The following is an 18,790-nucleotide window of genomic DNA, read 5'->3' on the forward strand; positions in this document are numbered from 1 at the left end:
ATGTCTAATTATAATGTTGCTCCCCTCGAAGTGTTGGTGGAGCAGTTTGAAAGAATGCCCGGTATCGGTCACAAAACAGCGCAAAGACTTGCATATTATGTGCTTAACCTGTCAAAAACAGACGCAGAGGCACTTGCAAAGGCTGTGACTGATGCTCACACAAAAATCCATTATTGCGCAGAGTGCTGTAATCTTACGGATAAAGAACTTTGTCCCGTATGTGCAAATCCCGCAAGAGATAAGTCGGTTATTTGTGTGGTTGAAACTCCCCGTGACGCCTCAGCAATCGAAAAAACACACGAGTACAACGGTGTGTATCATATTTTGCACGGCTCAATTTCTCCGCTTAACGGAATCGGCCCCGATAACATTACCATAAAACAGCTTTTGGCAAGGTTTAACGGAGATGATGTTAAAGAGGTTATTATGGCAACAAACCCGACCGTAGAGGGTGATGCAACAGCTTTATATATTTCAAAGCTGTTAAAACCGCTCGGAGTTAAGGTTACAAGACTTGCTTACGGTATCCCCGTCGGAGGAGATCTTGAGTATGCCGATGAATACACACTTGCAAAGGCTCTTGAAGGCAGGAGTGAAATATAATGGCTTCATTAAAAACAGTAGCGCAGAACAAAAAGGCACATCACGATTATTTTATTGAAGAATCTTTTGAGGCAGGCATTGAGCTTTGCGGAACAGAGGTAAAATCAATCCGTGCAGGCAGAGTAAACCTTAAGGATAGTTGGTGCTCTATAGTTGAGGGCGAAATTTTCATAAACGGAATGCATATTTCTCCCTATGACCACGGCAATATTTTTAATCGTGACCCAATGCGTGTGCGCAAACTGCTTATGCACAAAAAAGAAATCAACCGCCTCTTTGGTATTGTAAAACAGACGGGCTATTCGCTTATACCGATAAGTCTTTATTTTAAAGACAGCAAGGTTAAAGTGCAGGTGGGTCTGTGCAAAGGTAAAAAACTTTACGATAAGAGAGAGGATATGGCAAAACGCTCTGCAAAACGAGATATGGAGCGTGCCATTAAGGAGCAAAACAGATTTTAAATTAAACAGGCAAAAAGCGCGTAACAGTATAACTTTTCACAATCAAAATTATAAAAGTTCGGTCAGAGAATGTCGTAAAAATGTGATAACCTCTGACCTGATTTTTTATTAAGGTTTAGTAAAGTGATAATCGAGTGACAACGCTTGAAAACCACTAAACTATTCGTTGCGATTATAAAATCTTAACAGTGCAAATCATAATTTTAAATAAAATCCGTTCAACACAAAATACCGTTGCGTTTTGGCTGCATAGGTATTTATTTTTTGCTGTTAATTTGTATAAAAATGGCGTAAAAGATTGACTTTTTGTATTGTTTGAATTAAAATTATATAATAGCTTAGTGTGGAAAAAACAGCACTGCTTTGCGGTGCGAAAGGAAAATTATATGAAAATCAAGAGCTTGTTTGTCGGTGATACCGACAATACTTTTATTCAGTTTTTCAGGTATTGCTTTGTAGGCGGTTTTGCCTTTGTTGTTGATTTTGGCGTAATGACGCTTTTAACAGAGGTTTTCTCGGTTTATCCCGTGGTTTCGTCAACCGTTTCTTTTGTTGCGGGTTTGTTGGTAAACTACCTGCTCAGTACATTTTGGATATTTAAAAATTCAAAAATAAAAAACAGATTTGCGGAATTTCTTGCCTTTGCACTTATCGGTGTAATCGGTCTCGGAATTAATGCCGCAATTATCTGGCTTTTCCAAAATCCGCTTGCGACAGGTCTTGTGTTTGGCGGCGAATCTGCTGTGGTAAACGGCGAAACAAAGTATTTCTGGCTTTGGGGTATTCAGTATTACCACATCGGCAAGATAGTTTCTACTGTAGTTGTATTTTTATGGAACTTCTGCGGCAGAAAATTTATTTTATTTGATAAGAGCAAAAAATAATTTTGTTACAGATAGAGAGGAAATATAATGAAAAAAGTAATTATTATCGGAGCGGGTCCTGCCGGTATCACAGCTGCAAACGAGCTTTTAAAGGATACAAAAGGCGAATATGATGTTACAATTCTTGAGGAAACAGAGCGTATAGGCGGTATTTCTCAAACGGTACGCTACAACGGCAACCGTATGGACATCGGCGGTCACCGTTTTTTCTCAAAGAGCGACGAGGTAATGAATTGGTGGAGCGAGCTTATGCCTGTACAGGGCAAGCCGTCTTTTGACGATAAAATTCTCGGCAGAGAAAAGCCGCTGGTTGAAAACGGCCCTGACCCCGAAAAGGACGACAAGGTTATTCTTGTGCGTGACAGAGTTTCAAGAATTTACTATAACAAGCACTTCTTTGATTACCCCGTTACAATGTCGGCGGCAACAATTAAAAATATGGGCTTTCTCACCACAATGAAAGCAGGTTTCAGCTATCTTAAATCCGTAATGTTCAAAAAGCCCGAAGATTCTCTTGAGAATTTCTACATTAACCGTTTCGGTAAAGTGCTTTATTCAATGTTTTTTGAGGGCTATACAGAAAAGCTGTGGGGCAGACATCCGAGTGAAATTTCAGCCGATTGGGGTTCACAGCGTGTAAAGGGACTTTCAATCAGAGCCGTATTAAAGGATATGTTCTCAAAGGCATTCGGCGGCAAAAAATCATCAAAAGAGGTGGAAACCTCGCTTATTGAGCAGTTCTGGTACCCAAAGTACGGTCCGGGACAGCTTTGGGAGATTGCTACTGACAGAGCGATTGAAAGAGGCGCAAAACTTCTTAAAAATCACAGTGTAAAGAATATTGTATGCAAAGACGGCAAGATTACAGCCGTTGTTTGCAATACTCCCGAAGGCGAAAAGACTATTGAGGGCGATATTTTTGTATCGTCAATGCCTGTTAAAGACCTTGTTGCAGGTATGACAGGCGATGAGCCTTCAAAGGAGATTAAGTATATTGCAGAGAATCTTCCTTACAGAGATTTTGTTACGGTCGGACTTCTTGTTAATAAACTTAACCTTAAGAATGAAACCAAGATGAAAACTCTTAACAATATCGTACCCGATTGCTGGATTTATGTTCAGGAAACCAGCGTAAAACTCGGCAGAATTCAGATTTTCAATAACTGGTCGCCGTATATGGTGGAAGACCCGGAAAATACAGTATGGATCGGACTTGAATATTTCTGCGCCGAGGGTGACGATTTCTGGAATTTAAGCGATGAAGAGTGCATTAAGCTTGCTACAAAAGAACTTGAATCAATGGGCGTTATCAGTTCAAGCGAAGTTCTCGACTCTCACCGTGAGAAAATCAAAAAGGCTTATCCCGCTTATTTTGATACTTATGCTCAAATGGACGAGCTTATCAAGTATCTTGATACATACACAAACCTTTACTGCGTCGGCAGAAACGGTCAGCATCGTTACAATAATATGGACCACTCTATGCTTACCGCTATCCGTGCCGCAGAAGCTATAAAGGCAGGCAAGACAGACAAGGGCACAATTTGGAATGTAAATACCGAAAAAGAATACCACGAAACAAAGTAATCGGTTTTGGAGGTAATCTGATGGAATTTAAACCTAACCATTTGGTGCAGGATGAGCACAGCCTTGTACAAAGGAAAAATCATCCTTGCAACGGTTTTATAAAATTTGTAACTTCACATCCGTACATTGCGGTTGCAATATTGTGCCTCGCAAGCACGGTTATTACAACGAGCACATCATTCGGAAGTCTTTTGCCGATATTTGCGATTGTTCCTATGCTCATTGTATTATTTGCGGGAGTTCCTGTCGGAATTTATTTCAGTTCAAAAAACACAACCGATGACGACAGCAGAAAAAAGATGGCTTTGTTTATGTCTGTCGCCTCATTTGCAGGTGCGATAGGGCTGTTTTTAATAATACTTATGAAAGGTTCAACGGCTTTTCATATTCTGAATTACGGTTTGCTTGTGTCGGCGCTTGTGCTTATTTACCTTGCCTGTACAGACAGACTGACGGATAAGGCTTTTGTGGTTGTAATTTTTGCACTCGGTTTTGTGTTAAGGCTTGCCTATGTGCTTTATACCGATATTTCGGTAAGACAACACGATGTCGGAAATTTCGATATGGAAATAGGTCATTGCGGATATATAAGATATTTTTACGAAAACTTTAATCTGCCTGATTTTGATGTAAGAAATTACTGGCAGTTCTATCATCCTCCGTTCCACCATATCATAGCGGCATTATGGATGCGTTTGCAGACATTTTTAGGTATAGATTACTATGCTGCGGGCGAAAATGTGCAGATTCTCACACTTTTCTATTCATCAATCTGTATGGTTATTTCATATAAGATTTTCAGACAATTGGGTTTGAAAGGCAGAGGTCTTGTATGTGCAGTCGCAATAGTGGCTTTCTGTCCCACTTTCTACATAATGGCAGGCAGCGTAAACAACGATATTCTTTCGATTGCCTTTATGCTTGCGGCTGTTTTAAATACGCTTTATTGGTATAAAAATCCGACTTTCCCGAGAATTATGGCAATTTCTCTTTGTGTTGGCTTGGGAATGATGACAAAGCTTTCCGTATGGATGGTAGCACCTGCAATTGCGTTTGTATTTTTATATGTTTTCTTTAAAAATTTAAAGGACTTTAAAAAGTACCTCGTTCAATTTTTGTGCTTTGGCGTTGTGTGTGCGCCTCTTGCACTGTGGTGGCAGGTAAGAAATCTTTTGAAATTCGGAGTACCGCTTACCTATGTGCCGGCACTTTCAATTACAAGCGACCAGTATATCGGAAACTTGCCGTATGCAAAAAGACTGTTTGACTTCGGTTTAAATCAGTATGCAAATGTAGGCGATCAGTTTGTCACCTACGGTGCGTCATATAACGAGTACAACCCGCTTGTGGCATTGTTTAAGACATCAATGTTTGACGAACTTATAAATACAAACAATTATCCGAAAATTGCAGGGTTTAACATTATTTTGTTCTGGTCTGCGGTTCTTATCGGAATATTCGGATTTGCGGCAATGATTTATGCTTTTTGTAAAAGGAAAAATTCAGCCCTTAACAATGTACATAAAATATTTATTGCTTTGATATATGCAGTATTCTTTGTATCATATTATATTTTCTGTTTCCAATTCCCATTTGTATGTACAGAAAACATAAGATATGCAGTACCGCTTATAATACTCGGAGCATTCTTTACGGGACTTGCGGTGCAGTATTTAGGCAAAGCTTCAGACAAAAAATATAAATCTGTTGCAAGAGGTGCAATTTACACTCTTGTAACGGTATTCAGCGTTTCTTCTGTACTTGTTTATTATATAGTAGGAATGCCGTAACAGTATAAAAGCTCTCTTTTGAGGGCTTTTTGATTTGTAACGGATTTGTAACTTCAATAAACAGAGATTTTAACGAGTATGTATTGATTTTCATATTTAATTGGTGTATGATTAGTTAGAATTATAATTGACATATTTTGTCCAATTAATTTTATGAGGTAATAATATGAGGATAGTAATTGTCGGATGCGGTAAAGTCGGCACATCTATAGCGTCCCAGCTTAATGCGGAGGGGCACGACATTGTTGTAGTTGATATTGACCGCAACGCTGTGCAAAATCTTTCTAATTCCCTTGATGTTATGGGAATAGAGGGTAACGGTGCATCGTATGAGGTGCTTGCGGAGGCTGGGGCGGAAAAGGCTGACCTTGTTATTGCGGCGGCGGCTCTCGATGAAGTAAATCTTTATACCTGCCTTATGGCAAAAGCTGCGGGTACAACACACACTATTGCAAGAGTAAGAAATCCGCAATATGCGGCGGATATTCACCGTGTTAAAGATACTCTCGGTCTTTCAATGTCTATCAATCCGGAACTTACGGCGGCAAAAGAAATGAGCAGACTTCTCAGATTTTCGGGTGCTCTTGAAATCGACACTTTTTCCAGAGGCTCGGTTGAACTTATAAAAGTCGCTCTTCCCGAGAATTCTTCAATAGCGAATAAAAAGATAAGCCAGATTGACATTTTAAAAGGTAAAGTCAGAATTTGCCTTGTCGAAAGAGGTGACGAGGTATTTATTCCTAACGGTGACTTTGTGCTGCTTGGTGGTGACAGAATTTCTGTTGCGTCAAAGGCCGATGTGGCGGCAAAATTCTTTAAGCGTATCAGCGTATCAATCGGTAAAAGCCGAGATGTGATTTTGCTTGGCGGAGGTAAGATTTCGTTCTATCTTGCAAAAAACCTTATTGCTTCGGGTGCAAGCGTAAAAATTATTGAAAAAAATTCTGATCGCTGTTGGGAACTTACAAACATACTTCCCGAGGCCGTTGTTATTCAAGGTGACTGTATGGATCAGGATCTTCTCTTAAGCGAAGGTGTTGAACACGCCGACGGTGTGGCTGCACTTATGGACTATGATGAAGAGAATATCCTTATTTCTCTTTATATTCAGAGCGTGTCAAAGGCAAAGATTATTACAAAGGTAAACAATACTTCTTTTGACTCAATTCTTCACAACTTAAAAATAAAAACTATTATTCACCCTAAAAATCTTACGGGCGAGTATATTGCAAGTTATATCCGTGCAATGCAGAATTCACTAGGCAGTAATGTAGAAACATTGTACAAACTCAATGATGACGCTGTAGAGGCGCTCGAATTCAGAGTGCGCAGTACATCAAGAGTAACGGGTATTCCTTTGCAGGAACTTAATTTAAAAGATAACTTGCAGGTTATCAGCATTAATCGTCACGGAAAAATTATACTTCCGCAAGGCAGCGATAAAATTATGTGTGACGATACCGTAGTTGTAATTACTAAGCATAAAGGCCTTAGCGACCTTGATGATATTCTAAAGCATTGAGGTTAAATAACTATGAATAAACGAAGTATTATTTATATTTTGGGTTGGGTGCTTATAGTTGATGCCGTTGCAATGCAGATAGGCACAATTACATCTTTAATTTACGGTGAAAAAGAGGCGTGGTATTTTGTGCTTACCGGTGTTGTAAGCGCAATACTCGGTGTACTTGCTATAAAGGTTAAAAAGCCTAAAAATATGGTGCTTTACCAAAAAGCAGGTTTTGCATCAACGGCGCTTAGTTGGATTTTGCTTTCGCTTGTAGGCTGTATGCCGTTTTGGCTTAGCGGAGAAATCCCGTCTTTTATAGATGCTTTTTACGAAACCGTATCTGGTATCACTACAACCGGCGCAACAATTCTCAATGATGTAGAGGCGCTTAGCAAAGGTATGCTTATGTGGAGAAGTTTTCTTCACTGGTTAGGCGGTATGGGTGTTATCGTCTTTTTGCTCGCAATAATCCCTAAACTCGGCGGACAGCAGAATATTTTTCTTATGAAAGCAGAAAGCCCCGGTCCTATCATAGGCAAGGCTGTACCTCGAATGAGAAATTATGCCACTATGCTCTACGGCATTTATATTACTCTTACCGCACTTGAGTTTATTTTGCTTTTGTTTGGCGGTCTTAATGTATTTGAGGCAATAAACACAAGCTTTTCAACTGCCGGTACAGGCGGATTCGGAATATATAACAGCAACGCAGCGGCTTTTGAGAGCTATTATGTGCAGACTGTAATTGCCGTGTTTATGCTTTTGTTCGGCATAAATTTCTCGGTATATCTCTGTCTTATTGCAAGAAAATTCAAACAATCGCTCAAATTTGAGGAATTGTGGATATACCTTGGAATAGTAGCGGTTTCAACTGCAATTATTGCATTTAATATCAGCTCGATTTACAAGCCGTATGACGCTTTCCATCAGAGCTTTTTCTATGTATCATCAATTATTTCTACAACAGGTTTCGGACTTACCGATGTTAATAAATGGCCTGAACTTTCAAAAACGGTTATTATAATTCTTACATTTATCGGTGCTTCGGCGGGCAGTACGGGCGGCGGATTTAAAATTTCCCGTATTATCCTGCTTTTTAAGGAGGTAAGAAAGGAATTTTCTCTCCTTGTACACCCACGAAATGTTAAACTCGTAAAAATGGACGGCAAGGCAGTAAATCACGATATTATGCGTACCACTTCAATGTATTTGGTGCTTTATATAGGTGTGTTTGCCATTAGCTTTTTGCTTGTTTCCATAGACAATATGGACTTTACAACAAGTTTTACGGCGGTAGCTGCAAATCTTAACAATACGGGCCCGGGTCTTGGTGCGGTTGGCCCTGTAGGAAATTATGCCGATTTCAGCATCTTGTCAAAGATAGTATTTATTTTCGATATGCTGGCAGGCAGACTTGAGATTTACCCGCTCTTGCTCCTTTTTGCACCGTCTGCATGGAAAAAATCGTAATATTTAACCACCTCACAGCAAATAATAGTTGTGAGGTGATTTTTAATGTCAGAGGCAATTAACATAGCCGCCCAAAAGACAGCAAAGCAAAAAAGGATAAAATTTACATTTTATCAGAAAATATTTTTTCTGTATTTTTTAAATATTACAGATTGGATATGCACCGAGGCTTTGCTTGCAAGCGGATATTTTGCAGAGGCAAATCCTGTAATGCAGCCTGTTTTAAACAATTTTTGGCAGACAATTATAATCAAGGGAGTAATTCCCCTTGCGGTAATTCTGTTGAGCTGTTTGGTAAACAAATGGGCGAACGCAGGCGACAGTATTATAATAAACATAATGCTGTATGTGGGTATTTCTATATATATGCTCGTAAATCTTTGGCATATTTTCAATTTTGTATTGCTCTTTTTCATATTTTAATGTAAAATAATAAAGAATGAGTAAAGACGGAGGTGTTGTTTTTGCCCGCATTATCTGTAAGTAATCTTACAATGACATTTATAGAAAGAAATTTGTTTACCGATGTATCGTTTGAGGTAGAGTCAAGGGATAAAGTTGGCTTTATCGGTGCAAACGGCGTGGGCAAAACAACTCTCTTTAAAATATTGGACGGCGAAATTTCACCTACATCGGGCAATGTGGTTTTTGCCAAGGATACTGTTGTCGGCTATATGGAGCAGCATGCCTGCAATAATCCACGAATCAGCATTTATAACGAACTGCTGTCCGTGTTCGATTATTTGACCGATACAGAGCAGGAGATAGCCGAAGTAACAAATGCGATAGAAAATAAAGACGGCGACTTAAATGCACTTGTAGAGCGCCAGACAAGGCTTATTGACGAGTTTGAAAGACTCGGCGGACTTACATACAAAAGCCGCACACGCTCGGCTTTGCTCGGGCTCGGCTTTACAGAGGCAGAACTTGATATGCCTGTCGGAAATTTAAGCGGCGGTCAGCGTTCAAAATTAAGCCTTGCAAAACTTTTGCTTTCAAAAAGCAACTTCCTTTTGCTTGACGAGCCTACAAACCACCTTGATATAAGCGCAGTAAATTGGCTTGAGAGCTTTTTGCGTGACTTTAAGGGCGCAATGATTATAATAAGCCATGACAGATATTTTCTTGACAATGTTACAAACAAGACGATTGAACTTGAGCACTGCAAAACAATGTGCTATAAAGGTTCGTACTCTGAATTTATCAAGAAAAAAGAGGCATATAACGAGTCTTTAAAGAATAAATATGAAAATGACTTAAACGAAATTAAGCGTATAGAGGGCATAGTAGAACAGCAGAAACGCTGGGGCAGAGAAAGAAACTTTATTACTGCCGCAAGCAAGCAAAAAGAGGCTGACCGCATAAAGGCACAGCTTGTTAAGCCTGAAAGCGAGCTTGATACCGTAAAAATGAGATTTACTCCGAAGATTGAAAGCGGCAATGATGTTCTTATGTGCAGTAATCTTTCAAAATCTTTCGGAGATAAAAAGCTGTTTTCTGATGTAAACATACATATCAGAAAGGGCGAGAAAGTATTTATTCTCGGCGGTAACGGCTGCGGAAAAACAACTCTGTTCAGAATTTTAACGGGAAAATGCCCGCAGGACAGCGGCGAGTACGAGTACGGTACAAATGTAACGGTAGGTTACTTTGACCAGTTACAGCAAAACCTTAACCTTGAAAATACCGCCGTAGATGAAATATGGGATACTTTTCCTCAGATGACTCAAACAGAGGTGCGAAGTGCGCTTGCATCATTCCTTTTCAGAGGTGACGAGGTATTTAAACCTCTTTCAAAAATGAGCGGCGGCGAAAGAGCGAGAATTTCGCTTGCAAAACTTATGCTTAAGGGCAGTAACTTCCTTTTGCTTGACGAGCCTACAAACCACCTTGATTCGGCGTCAAGAGAAGAACTCGAAAAAACACTTGCCGACTATAGCGGTACTTTGCTCATAATCAGCCATGACCGTTATTTTATCAATAAGCTGGCAGATAGAGTGCTTGTGCTTGACAAGAACGGTATAACCGAATATCTTGGCAATTACGATTATTATGTTGAGCATATAAGAACCGAGCAGACCGAAGTTAAGACAGCGGCGGTCAGAAAAGAAAAACCGCAGAATGATTACTTTCTGCAAAAGCAAAGACAGAGTGAAGAACGCAAAAAACAGACAAGACTTAAAAAAGCGGAAGAGGCAATTGAAAGACTTGATGAAGAAATAGCGCAGACACAGGAATTGCTGTCAGGCGAGGAAGTAGCGGCTGATTACGAAAAACTTATTGAACTTACAAATAAACTCGAAGAATTGCAGAATGAACAGGAAGAACAGTATGCAATTTGGGAAGAACTTTCAGATTAATTAAATATAAAAAGCCGTATGAAAATACGGCTGAATATCCATCCGTGGCGCAATTGGATAACGCAACAGATTCCGATTCTGGAGAATGGGGGTTCAAATCCCTTCGGGTGGGCCAAAAAATAAAAAACACCCTTTGCGGTGTTTTTTATTTTTATATACAAAGAAAAAAAGGGATTTGAAGCCGACCGTTAAGAAAACAGTCCGGTGGACTGTTTTTAGGGAGGAGCGTTGATGATATTATAATTGAGAACAAGCCGTTATATACGAGGCAGAGAGTAAAAGAATAAGAAAGAATACTTCGGGTGGGCCAAAAAATAAAAAACACCCTTTGCGGTGTTTTTTATTTTTATATACAAAGAAAACGAAGAGATTTGAAGCCGACCGTTAAGAAAACAGTCCGGTGGACTGTTTTTAGGGAGGAGCGTTGATGATATTATAATTGAGAACAAGCCGTTATATACGAGGCAGAGAGTAAAAGAATAAGAAAGAATACTTCGGGTGGGCCAAAAAATAAAAAACACCCTTTGCGGTGTTTTTTATTTTTATATACAAAGAAAACGAAGAGATTTGAAGCCGACCGTTAAGAAAACAGTCCGGTGGACTGTTTTTAGGGAGGAGCGTTGATGATATTATAATTGAGAACAAGCCGTTATATACGAGGCAGAGAGTAAAAGAATAAGAAAGAGTACTTCGGGTGGGCCCAAAAATAAAAAAAGGGATTTGAAGCCGCTTTTGCGGGGCTGAAGAACTTTTTCGAAATTTTTTAAAAAAGTTTGAAAAAAGTGTTGACATTTGGAACCTCGTATGGTATTATATATGAGCAGTCAACGAGAGATACAAAAACAAACCAAAATCTCTTGTGAAACAGCGAAAAACGCTGGTGTAGCTCAGTTGGTAGAGCAGCTGATTTGTAATCAGCAGGTCGGGGGTTCAAGTCCGTCCACCAGCTCCAAAAGAAGCCTACTGTTTAGGCAGTAGGCTTTACATATGGGAGAATTCCCGAGTGGCCAAAGGGGGCAGACTGTAAATCTGTTGTCACTGACTTCGGTGGTTCGAATCCACCTTCTCCCACCAAAATCCGTTCTCATTGAGGACGGATTTTTATTTTTGCCTGTATGTTGCTTATGCTTGCTTTGGTGGCGGCATCTTATTTTTCTGATATTACTTTAACCGTTGCAATGACGCCAAGCGACTTTGTATGGCAGGGGTTTATGCAAGGTAATAAAGATGGCTGTAAAGAATGGCCTATTGAGGGTGAATCTACATTATCGTGGCATGGAAAACCTCTTGATTATATGCCTTTTGTGTATAAACACCCTGATTATTGGAAAGTGATAGAACAGGAAACAAAAGGAACAGGCAATATGCTGTGTTCAAGAAAACTTTTTGATGATTCCGAAAAAGCGTATAATCTCACCGAAAAAGAAATGATTAAGGTTGAAAATATTTGCGGAAAGTTATGTTTAATCGGCGCAGATGACGATACTTTATGGAATACGGGAAAGTATATAAGACGAATGGACGAGCGATTAAAGAAAACACCTCATAAGTGTGATTACGAGGTGCTTGTGTACAAATACGGCACTCATTTTGTGTTCCCTGAAACATTAATTAAATTACTTGTGCCGGGCTTTTCAAAATTTGTTATGAAATTTATTTTTAAATCAGCTAAAGAGCATGCCGATGAATGTCGGCAGACAAGAATTGATATTGATTTAAAATTAAGAAAGGTTATGAGTGAATGGAATAATATGTGATTCTAAAAATATTATCCAAATATTCAAAACAATATAAATAATTAAGACAGTAAACCGCCGCTCAGTAAAAATCTGAGCGGCGGTTTTAGGTTTTAGGTTAAATTATTTTAGCGGATTGATTTTATTCAAGGCCCCAAAAGTCATAATAAGCATTTTCTTTTGCTTCGGTTTGCTCTATCGGAGAAGGTGTGGAAGTTGTAATTACATCTTCGTTATTTATTTCCTGGTATAATTATAAATGATATTATCAAAATCTGCAATTATTATAAATGAAAAAGCAAAATTTGACTTATTATTAACATCAGTTGCATTTACAATTGCCGTTTGTAATGCTATACTGATTTTGTAATACGAAAGTATTATATTATGAAACGGAGATGGTGATGATGAAGACATTTAATTGGGCAACACTTGGTTGCGGTGTAATTGCAAACGAGCTTGCGCAAGCAATGCAGAGCCGTGGACAAAAGCTGTACTCTGTGGCAAACAGAACTCACGAAAAAGCGGTTGCTTTTGCCGAAAAGTACGGTATTGAAAAGGTTTATAACAGCATTGACGAGCTGTTTGAAGATGAAAATGTTGATATTATTTACATTTCTACACCGCATAATACACATATTTCTTATTTAAGAAAGGCGCTGAAAGCGAAAAAGCATGTGCTTTGCGAAAAATCAATAACGCTTAATTCGGAAGAACTTGAAGAGGCAATAAAACTTGCAAATGAAAATAATGTTGTGCTTGCCGAGGCTATGACAATTTACCATATGCCGATTTATAAAGCGCTCAACGAAAAAATACAGTCGGGCGATTTGGGAGAGTTAAGACTTTTGCAGATGAATTTTGGCAGTTACAAAGAATATAATATGAAAAACAGATTTTTTAACAGAAATCTTGCTGGCGGTGCAATGCTTGATATTGGCGTATATGCGCTTTCTTTTGTAAGATGGTTTATGACCTCTTGCCCCAACGAAGTGCTCTCACAAGTCAAATATGCGCAAACGGGAGTTGACGAACAGGCAAGTATTCTTCTTAAAAACAAAGAGGAAGAGATGGCGTCTGTGATACTTTCACTGCACGCAAAACAGCCAAAGCGTGGCACAATTGCTTTTGACAAAGGATATGTTGAAATTTTTGAATATCCGAGAGGACAGAAAGCGGTTATAACATACACAGATGACGGACATACAGAAACTGTAAGTGAGGGCGAAACCAAGAATTCCCTGCTTTATGAAGTTGAAGATATGGAGCAAACGGTTGCAGGTAACGCTGACTTAATGCACCTTGATTTTACAAGAGATGTAATGAAAATTATGACCGATATTCGCAAAGAATGGGGAATGACCTACCCGGAAGAAGAGTAACGGTTATTCATTAACGGTTGAGTTATTATGATTTAGCAAATTGCTTTATCGAGCAATTATAAAAGGTAAAAGGCTTGACCTGAATTTAAAAATTATTTCGCTTAATTTGTGCGAAAATCATAATTTCCCCCCAACTTTTGATAAAGAATCTTTCTTATTTTTCGGATTTACCCCAACTATTGACATAGAGCCCGAAAATATAGGATTAATTATCGGTTTGCAAAAGCTGCTTCAATGAAAAACGACTGCCCGCAGACAGTCGCTTTTTGTTATATATTCCAGAATCCGAGTAAGATTGCAAAGTAGTGAAAAACACTGCCTGCAATGGTGAAGAGATGCCATATTGAGTGAAAGTATTTTACCTTTTTTATTGCGTAAAATATAATTCCGAGTGTATAGAAAGCTCCGCCGATTATTAAAAATACAAGTGAAATACTCGGCATTGATGCAATAAGCGGTTTTATGGCAAAGATTATTACCCATCCCATTGCCACATAGCAGAAAATTGACGGTATTCGTGCTTTTTCAAGGTTAATTGAATTCATTACAATTCCGAATATTGCCGCACCCCACACTATGCCGAATAATATCCAACCTACTGCGCCTTGCAGATAGTAAAGCGTAATGGGTGTGTATGTTCCCGCAATCAGCAGAAAAATTGTATTGTGGTCCATTATTCTGAAAAAAGCCTTGGCTTTTTTGTTTGTAAACGAATGATAAAGAGTTGACATTGTGTAAAGAATAATCAGCGAAGCACCGTATATACACGAGCTGACAATTCCCCATACATCGGTGTGGATTACCGAGGCGACTATCATTACTGCTGTTCCGGCAACAGACAGGCAAGCGCCCACACCGTGCGATACAGAGTTAAAAATTTCTTCTCCGAGTGTGTATTTTCGTTTTTCAGACATTGTATGCCTCCAAGTATTGTTGAATTTTATTTTATTATACATTTTATATTGATTTTGTTCAATATCCTGAATAATGCAAATTGTAAAATCTAAAGCGTTTGCTATTGACTTTCGGCATAACAGATTTATTGATTTTTATAAAAATATTGAATTATGCAAGAATTGAATATATAATAAGGGTATAATGAAATTGGCGGTGAATTTATGGAAAAAATAAGATTTTTGGAATGTCTTTCAAAGCAATATCCGACCATAGACAGTGCTGCAACGGAAATTATTAATTTGCAGTCAATTTTAAATTTGCCAAAGGGAACAGAGCATTTTTTGTCTGATATTCACGGCGAATACAAAGCCTTTGCCCATGTACTGCGCAACGGATCGGGCGCTGTGATGAAAAAGATTGACGATGTCTTCGGCGATACTCTTTTTGAAGACCAAAAAGAAGATTTGGCTTCACTCATTTATTATCCGTCAGAAAAATTACAGTATGTAAAAAATCAGGGCAGAGCCGACAGCAGTTGGTATCGCACCACCTTATACAGACTTGTGTCTGTGTGTCAGATTGTATCTTCAAAATACACACGCTCAAAGGTCAGAAAAGCTATGCCTGAAAATTTCAGATATGTTATTGAGGAGCTTATTACCGAGAAAAAAGAAGTTCTCAATAAAAAGGCTTATTATGATGAAATTATAAATACAATTATAGAGATAGGTTGTGCGGACGAGTTTATAGTTGAGATGTCAAATCTTATTCAAAGGCTTGTTATCGACCATCTGCATATTATCGGCGATATTTATGACAGAGGCTATGGCTCGCACTTTGTTATGGACAGCCTGCTCAATTATCACTCTCTTGATATTCAGTGGGGCAATCATGATGTGCTGTGGATGGGCGCTTTTGCAGGGCAGACCGCCTGCATTGCAAATATTGTGCGTACAAGCCTTTTGTACGATAATCTTTCCGTGCTTGAAAACGGTTACGGAATCAGTATGATGCCGCTTGTACTGTTTGCAATGGAAACCTATGCAGACGATCCGTGCGCTCAGTTTACAATTCGCAGTCGCCACGGCAGTGAGATGGATACTCAAACTGTGCTCGCAATGAAAATGCACAAGGCGATTACGATTATTCAGTTTAAACTTGAGGGACAGTTAATAGCAAAACATCCCGAGTATAATATGGATAACAGACGCTTGATTGACAAAATTGACGCAGACAAAGGAACGGTTACAATTGACGGTAAGGAATATCCTATGCTTGACCGATATTTTCCGACCATTGATTTTGACAATCCGTATGAGCTTACAAGCGAGGAACAGTCGGTGATTGCAAAGCTGAGCAATTCTTTTGTGAACTGTGCAAAGCTGAAATCGCACATTAATTTACTTTTGCAAAAAGGCAGTCTTTACAAGGTTTGCAACAACAATCTGCTTTTTCATGGCTGTATTCCTATGAACGAGGACGGCAGTTTTAGAAATATTAATCTTTTTGGCGAAGAGTTGTGCGGCAAAGAGCTTTACGATGAGCTTGAGCGTTGGGCAAGAAAAGCGTTTTTCTCCGTGAATGAAGAAGAAAAGCGAGTGGGCAGGGACATTTTGTGGTTCTTGTGGAACGGTGCGGATTCTCCGCTGTACGGCAGGGATAAAATGACTACATTTGAACGGTATTTTATCGCAGACGAGAGCACCCATAAAGAAATAAAAGATGTTTATTACAGACTCTTTAATGATGAAGAGGTTGTAGACAGAATTTTTAAAATCTTCGGTATAAAGGGTGACAATGCTCATATTATAAACGGTCATGTGCCTATTCACCATACAGAGGGCGAAAGTCCCGTTAAATGCAACGGCAAGGTTATTATAATTGACGGCGGATTTTCTCAACCGTATCATAAAGTTACGGGTATTGCGGGTTATACGCTGATTTATAATTCATACGGTTTAATGCTGACCGCTCACGAGCCGTTTAAATCGGTTGATTATACAATCCGCAGCGGCAGAGATATGCAGACAAATCAGGTAGCGACCGAGGTCAGCCAAAAGAGAATACTTGTGGGGGATACCGACAACGGCAAAAAAATCAGAGAGAATATTAAAGATTTAAAAGACCTCATAAAAGCCTATCGCAATGGTACACTAAGACAAAATCAGAAGAATTAAAATAAAGCCGAGCTCTTGATTGAGTTCGGCTTTGCTTATACAAAAAATCAGGACATTTCCACATTGGAAATGTCCTGAAAAATTTTTAACCCTTTACGGCACCGGCTACAACGCCTTCGATGATATATTTCTGACAAGCAAAGTAGAAAATAATTATCGGAATAATACTTAGCACGATAAGCGCCATAATGGCACTTGTGTCTGTGTGACCGTAGCTACCGTTAAGATACTGAATATGAATAGGAATGGTTTTGTAAAGCGACTTATCAAGGATAAGATAAGGGAGGAGGTAGTCGTTCCAAATCCACATTGTTTCGAGAATACCAACCGAAATAAATGTAGGTTTCATAATCGGAAGAACTATGCCGAAGAAAGTTTTTAGCGGGCCTGCACCGTCAACATCGGCTGCCTCTTCAATTTCAATCGGAATTGATTTTACAAACCCCGAGAACATAAATACCGCAAGACCTGCACCGAAACCGAGGTAAATTACAAGAATACCTACAGGGTTTGTGAGGTGAAGGTTGTCGGCTGTTTTTGCAAGAGTAAACATAACCATCTGGAAAGGTACTACCATTGAGAAAATGCAGAAGTAGTAGATGATTTTGCAGATAATTGAGTTTGATCTCTGTAAATACCATGCACACATTGATGTGCAGAGCAAAATCAGAAATACACCGCCAACAGTAATGAAAAGCGAGCATAAAATTGTTTTCCAAAATGGGAAATTACCAAAGAACATACCTGTAATATAGCTCTTGAGTCCGTAAAAGGTTTCTGCATTTGGCAATGCAAACGGATACTTACTGATGCCTGCATTTGTTTTAAACGAGTTCATAAGAACAATAAAAACAGGTGCAACATAAAATACCGAAATTATTGAGAAAATAACTGTGAGTATTTTCATACCTTTTGTTTGCTTTTTCTTAGGCGGCTTTTCTTTTTTAGCCTTAACTTTTGTTGCAGGAGCAACTTTAGTTGTTTCGTTAGCCATTACTGCTGCACCTCCCTCTTTCTTGTAAAGTAAAGCTGTGCAAGTGCTATAATTACAACAATTACAAAGAAGATTACAGCCTCAGCCTGTCCAACACCTCTTGAGTTCTGGTTAGCGTAGAATGTGTTGTAAATATTGAGAGCCATCATCTGTGTCTGATAAATCATTGTACCGCTTGTTTCAGATAGAACGCCCGGAGCACCGCCTGTGAGGGCAAGGTTCTGGTCAAACAATTTAAATGAGTTTGTAAGTGTAAGGAATGTACAAATTGTAATTGATGGAGCCATCATTGGAAGAGTTACATTTGTAAGTAACTGCTTTTTGTTTGCACCGTCTATTTTTGCTGCTTCATAGAGGTCGGACGGAACGCTTTGGAAACCGGCTATGTAAATAATCATCATATATCCGGCTTGCTGCCAGCACATAAGAATTATAAGTCCCCAAAAGCCGAAGTTAGCATCAAGCACAATGTTTGTGCCGAAATTCTGTAAAATACCGTCAAATATAAGTTTCCAAATGTAACCGAGAATAATACCGCCAATAAGGTTTGGCATAAAGAACACGGTTCTGAAAACATTTGAGCCTCTTATGCCAAGCGTAAGAGCATAGGCGACAAAGAAAGCGATTGCGTTAATGAGAATTACCGATACTACCACAAAAAGTGCGGTAAACCAGAAAGAGCGTATAAAGGATTCATTTTGAAAAGCCTTTATGTAGTTGTCAAAACCTACCCAGGTTGCATTACTTGTTGTACGGAATTTACAGAACGAAAGGTATATGCCCTGAAAGAATGGGTATATAAAGCCGATCATAAAAGCAATAAGAGTAGGCACAACAAAAACAAGAAAATATATTTTTCTGCTGCGTTTTTTAAACATATTTTTACCTTTCTGTCAAACTTTCTGTCAAAAAAAACAGGGAAGACGATGCCGCCTCCCC

The 18,790-nt window shown here is 39.0% G+C and carries 15 protein-coding genes and 3 tRNA genes; 15 read left to right on the plus strand and 3 right to left on the minus strand.

The window, feature by feature from the left end; translation table 11 throughout:
• From recR to H8R91_RS08505, 14 genes are all read left to right on the plus strand, one after another.
• Positions 1-603: a recombination mediator RecR gene (gene recR, locus H8R91_RS08440; protein WP_186935666.1), complete on the plus strand. Its 603-nt coding sequence runs from the start codon at positions 1-3 to the stop codon at positions 601-603.
• Complete coding sequence (gene smpB / locus H8R91_RS08445) at positions 603-1,064, plus strand: SsrA-binding protein SmpB (RefSeq protein ID WP_022235212.1); 462 nt, start codon at positions 603-605, stop codon at positions 1,062-1,064. The genes recR and smpB overlap by 1 nt, the downstream gene beginning before the upstream one ends.
• A 386-nt stretch (positions 1,065-1,450) precedes the next feature.
• On the plus strand, positions 1,451-1,948 hold the full coding sequence (locus H8R91_RS08450; protein WP_022235213.1) for a GtrA family protein: 498 nt from the start codon (positions 1,451-1,453) through the stop codon (positions 1,946-1,948).
• Positions 1,949-1,975: 27 nt separating this feature from the next.
• Positions 1,976-3,535, plus strand: coding sequence for an NAD(P)/FAD-dependent oxidoreductase (locus H8R91_RS08455; RefSeq protein WP_186935667.1), 1,560 nt, complete (start codon positions 1,976-1,978; stop codon positions 3,533-3,535).
• Between the two features lie 20 nt (positions 3,536-3,555).
• On the plus strand, positions 3,556-5,325 hold the full coding sequence (locus tag H8R91_RS08460) for an ArnT family glycosyltransferase (RefSeq protein WP_186935668.1): 1,770 nt from the start codon (positions 3,556-3,558) through the stop codon (positions 5,323-5,325).
• 166 nt (positions 5,326-5,491) lie between these two features.
• The gene (gene trkA / locus H8R91_RS08465; RefSeq protein WP_178586518.1) at positions 5,492-6,847 is read left to right on the plus strand and encodes a Trk system potassium transporter TrkA; all 1,356 of its coding nucleotides are present in this window, start codon (positions 5,492-5,494) and stop codon (positions 6,845-6,847) included.
• Between the two features lie 12 nt (positions 6,848-6,859).
• Positions 6,860-8,305, plus strand: coding sequence for a TrkH family potassium uptake protein (locus H8R91_RS08470; RefSeq protein ID WP_186935669.1), 1,446 nt, complete (start codon positions 6,860-6,862; stop codon positions 8,303-8,305).
• A 45-nt stretch (positions 8,306-8,350) separates the two neighbouring features.
• A complete protein-coding gene (locus H8R91_RS08475) occupies positions 8,351-8,728 on the plus strand; it encodes a DUF5658 family protein (protein ID WP_186935670.1) in 378 nt (125 codons plus the stop codon).
• A gap of 41 nt (positions 8,729-8,769) precedes the next feature.
• Complete coding sequence (abc-f, locus tag H8R91_RS08480) at positions 8,770-10,665, plus strand: ribosomal protection-like ABC-F family protein (RefSeq protein ID WP_186935671.1); 1,896 nt, start codon at positions 8,770-8,772, stop codon at positions 10,663-10,665.
• A 38-nt stretch (positions 10,666-10,703) separates the two neighbouring features.
• Positions 10,704-10,780, plus strand: a tRNA-Arg gene (locus H8R91_RS08485).
• Positions 10,781-11,541: 761 nt separating this feature from the next.
• Positions 11,542-11,617: transfer RNA gene (locus H8R91_RS08490), tRNA-Thr, on the plus strand.
• A gap of 37 nt (positions 11,618-11,654) precedes the next feature.
• Positions 11,655-11,739, plus strand: a tRNA-Tyr gene (locus tag H8R91_RS08495).
• Between the two features lie 50 nt (positions 11,740-11,789).
• The gene (locus H8R91_RS08500; protein ID WP_279287588.1) at positions 11,790-12,422 is read left to right on the plus strand and encodes an acyl-CoA thioester hydrolase/BAAT C-terminal domain-containing protein; all 633 of its coding nucleotides are present in this window, start codon (positions 11,790-11,792) and stop codon (positions 12,420-12,422) included.
• Positions 12,423-12,808: 386 nt separating this feature from the next.
• Positions 12,809-13,783, plus strand: a complete 975-nt coding sequence (locus H8R91_RS08505; protein WP_186935949.1) for a Gfo/Idh/MocA family protein — start codon at positions 12,809-12,811, stop codon at positions 13,781-13,783.
• A 269-nt stretch (positions 13,784-14,052) separates the two neighbouring features.
• Here H8R91_RS08505 and trhA read toward each other — a convergent pair whose 3' ends face one another.
• Positions 14,053-14,697: a PAQR family membrane homeostasis protein TrhA gene (gene trhA / locus H8R91_RS08510; RefSeq protein WP_022235039.1), complete on the minus strand. Its 645-nt coding sequence runs from the start codon at positions 14,695-14,697 to the stop codon at positions 14,053-14,055.
• 204 nt (positions 14,698-14,901) lie between these two features.
• Here trhA and H8R91_RS08515 point away from each other — a divergent pair, with 204 nt between their 5' ends.
• Positions 14,902-16,857, plus strand: a complete 1,956-nt coding sequence (locus tag H8R91_RS08515; RefSeq protein ID WP_186935674.1) for a fructose-1,6-bisphosphatase — start codon at positions 14,902-14,904, stop codon at positions 16,855-16,857.
• A gap of 85 nt (positions 16,858-16,942) precedes the next feature.
• On the opposite strand, the gene H8R91_RS08520 is transcribed toward H8R91_RS08515, so the two are convergent.
• Together H8R91_RS08520 and H8R91_RS08525 are read right to left on the minus strand one after the other, a co-directional pair.
• The gene (locus tag H8R91_RS08520; protein ID WP_022235037.1) at positions 16,943-17,851 is read right to left on the minus strand and encodes a carbohydrate ABC transporter permease; all 909 of its coding nucleotides are present in this window, start codon (positions 17,849-17,851) and stop codon (positions 16,943-16,945) included.
• A complete protein-coding gene (locus H8R91_RS08525; RefSeq protein WP_022235036.1) occupies positions 17,851-18,729 on the minus strand; it encodes a carbohydrate ABC transporter permease in 879 nt (292 codons plus the stop codon). Before H8R91_RS08525 ends, H8R91_RS08520 begins: the two co-directional genes overlap by 1 nt.
• Between the last annotated feature and the right edge of the window lie 61 nt (positions 18,730-18,790).

The sequence above is a fragment of the Ruminococcus intestinalis genome (genome assembly GCF_014288065.1).
GTDB classification, from domain to species: Bacteria; Bacillota; Clostridia; order Oscillospirales; family Acutalibacteraceae; genus Ruminococcoides; species Ruminococcoides intestinale_A.

Bases quoted from the DNA above. Each gene is read 5' to 3' on its own strand.
- recR (WP_186935666.1), top strand. From the start codon at position 1: ATGTCTAATTATAATGTTGCTCCCCTCGAAGTGTTGGTGGAGCAGTTT.
- smpB (WP_022235212.1), top strand. From the start codon at position 603: ATGGCTTCATTAAAAACAGTAGCGCAGAACAAAAAGGCACATCACGAT.
- H8R91_RS08450 (WP_022235213.1), top strand. From the start codon at position 1,451: ATGAAAATCAAGAGCTTGTTTGTCGGTGATACCGACAATACTTTTATT.
- H8R91_RS08455 (WP_186935667.1), top strand. From the start codon at position 1,976: ATGAAAAAAGTAATTATTATCGGAGCGGGTCCTGCCGGTATCACAGCT.
- H8R91_RS08460 (WP_186935668.1), top strand. From the start codon at position 3,556: ATGGAATTTAAACCTAACCATTTGGTGCAGGATGAGCACAGCCTTGTA.
- trkA (WP_178586518.1), top strand. From the start codon at position 5,492: ATGAGGATAGTAATTGTCGGATGCGGTAAAGTCGGCACATCTATAGCG.
- H8R91_RS08470 (WP_186935669.1), top strand. From the start codon at position 6,860: ATGAATAAACGAAGTATTATTTATATTTTGGGTTGGGTGCTTATAGTT.
- H8R91_RS08475 (WP_186935670.1), top strand. From the start codon at position 8,351: ATGTCAGAGGCAATTAACATAGCCGCCCAAAAGACAGCAAAGCAAAAA.
- H8R91_RS08500 (WP_279287588.1), top strand. From the start codon at position 11,790: ATGCTTGCTTTGGTGGCGGCATCTTATTTTTCTGATATTACTTTAACC.
- H8R91_RS08505 (WP_186935949.1), top strand. From the start codon at position 12,809: ATGAAGACATTTAATTGGGCAACACTTGGTTGCGGTGTAATTGCAAAC.
- trhA (WP_022235039.1), bottom strand. From the start codon at position 14,697: ATGTCTGAAAAACGAAAATACACACTCGGAGAAGAAATTTTTAACTCT.
- H8R91_RS08515 (WP_186935674.1), top strand. From the start codon at position 14,902: ATGGAAAAAATAAGATTTTTGGAATGTCTTTCAAAGCAATATCCGACC.
- H8R91_RS08520 (WP_022235037.1), bottom strand. From the start codon at position 17,851: ATGGCTAACGAAACAACTAAAGTTGCTCCTGCAACAAAAGTTAAGGCT.
- H8R91_RS08525 (WP_022235036.1), bottom strand. From the start codon at position 18,729: ATGTTTAAAAAACGCAGCAGAAAAATATATTTTCTTGTTTTTGTTGTG.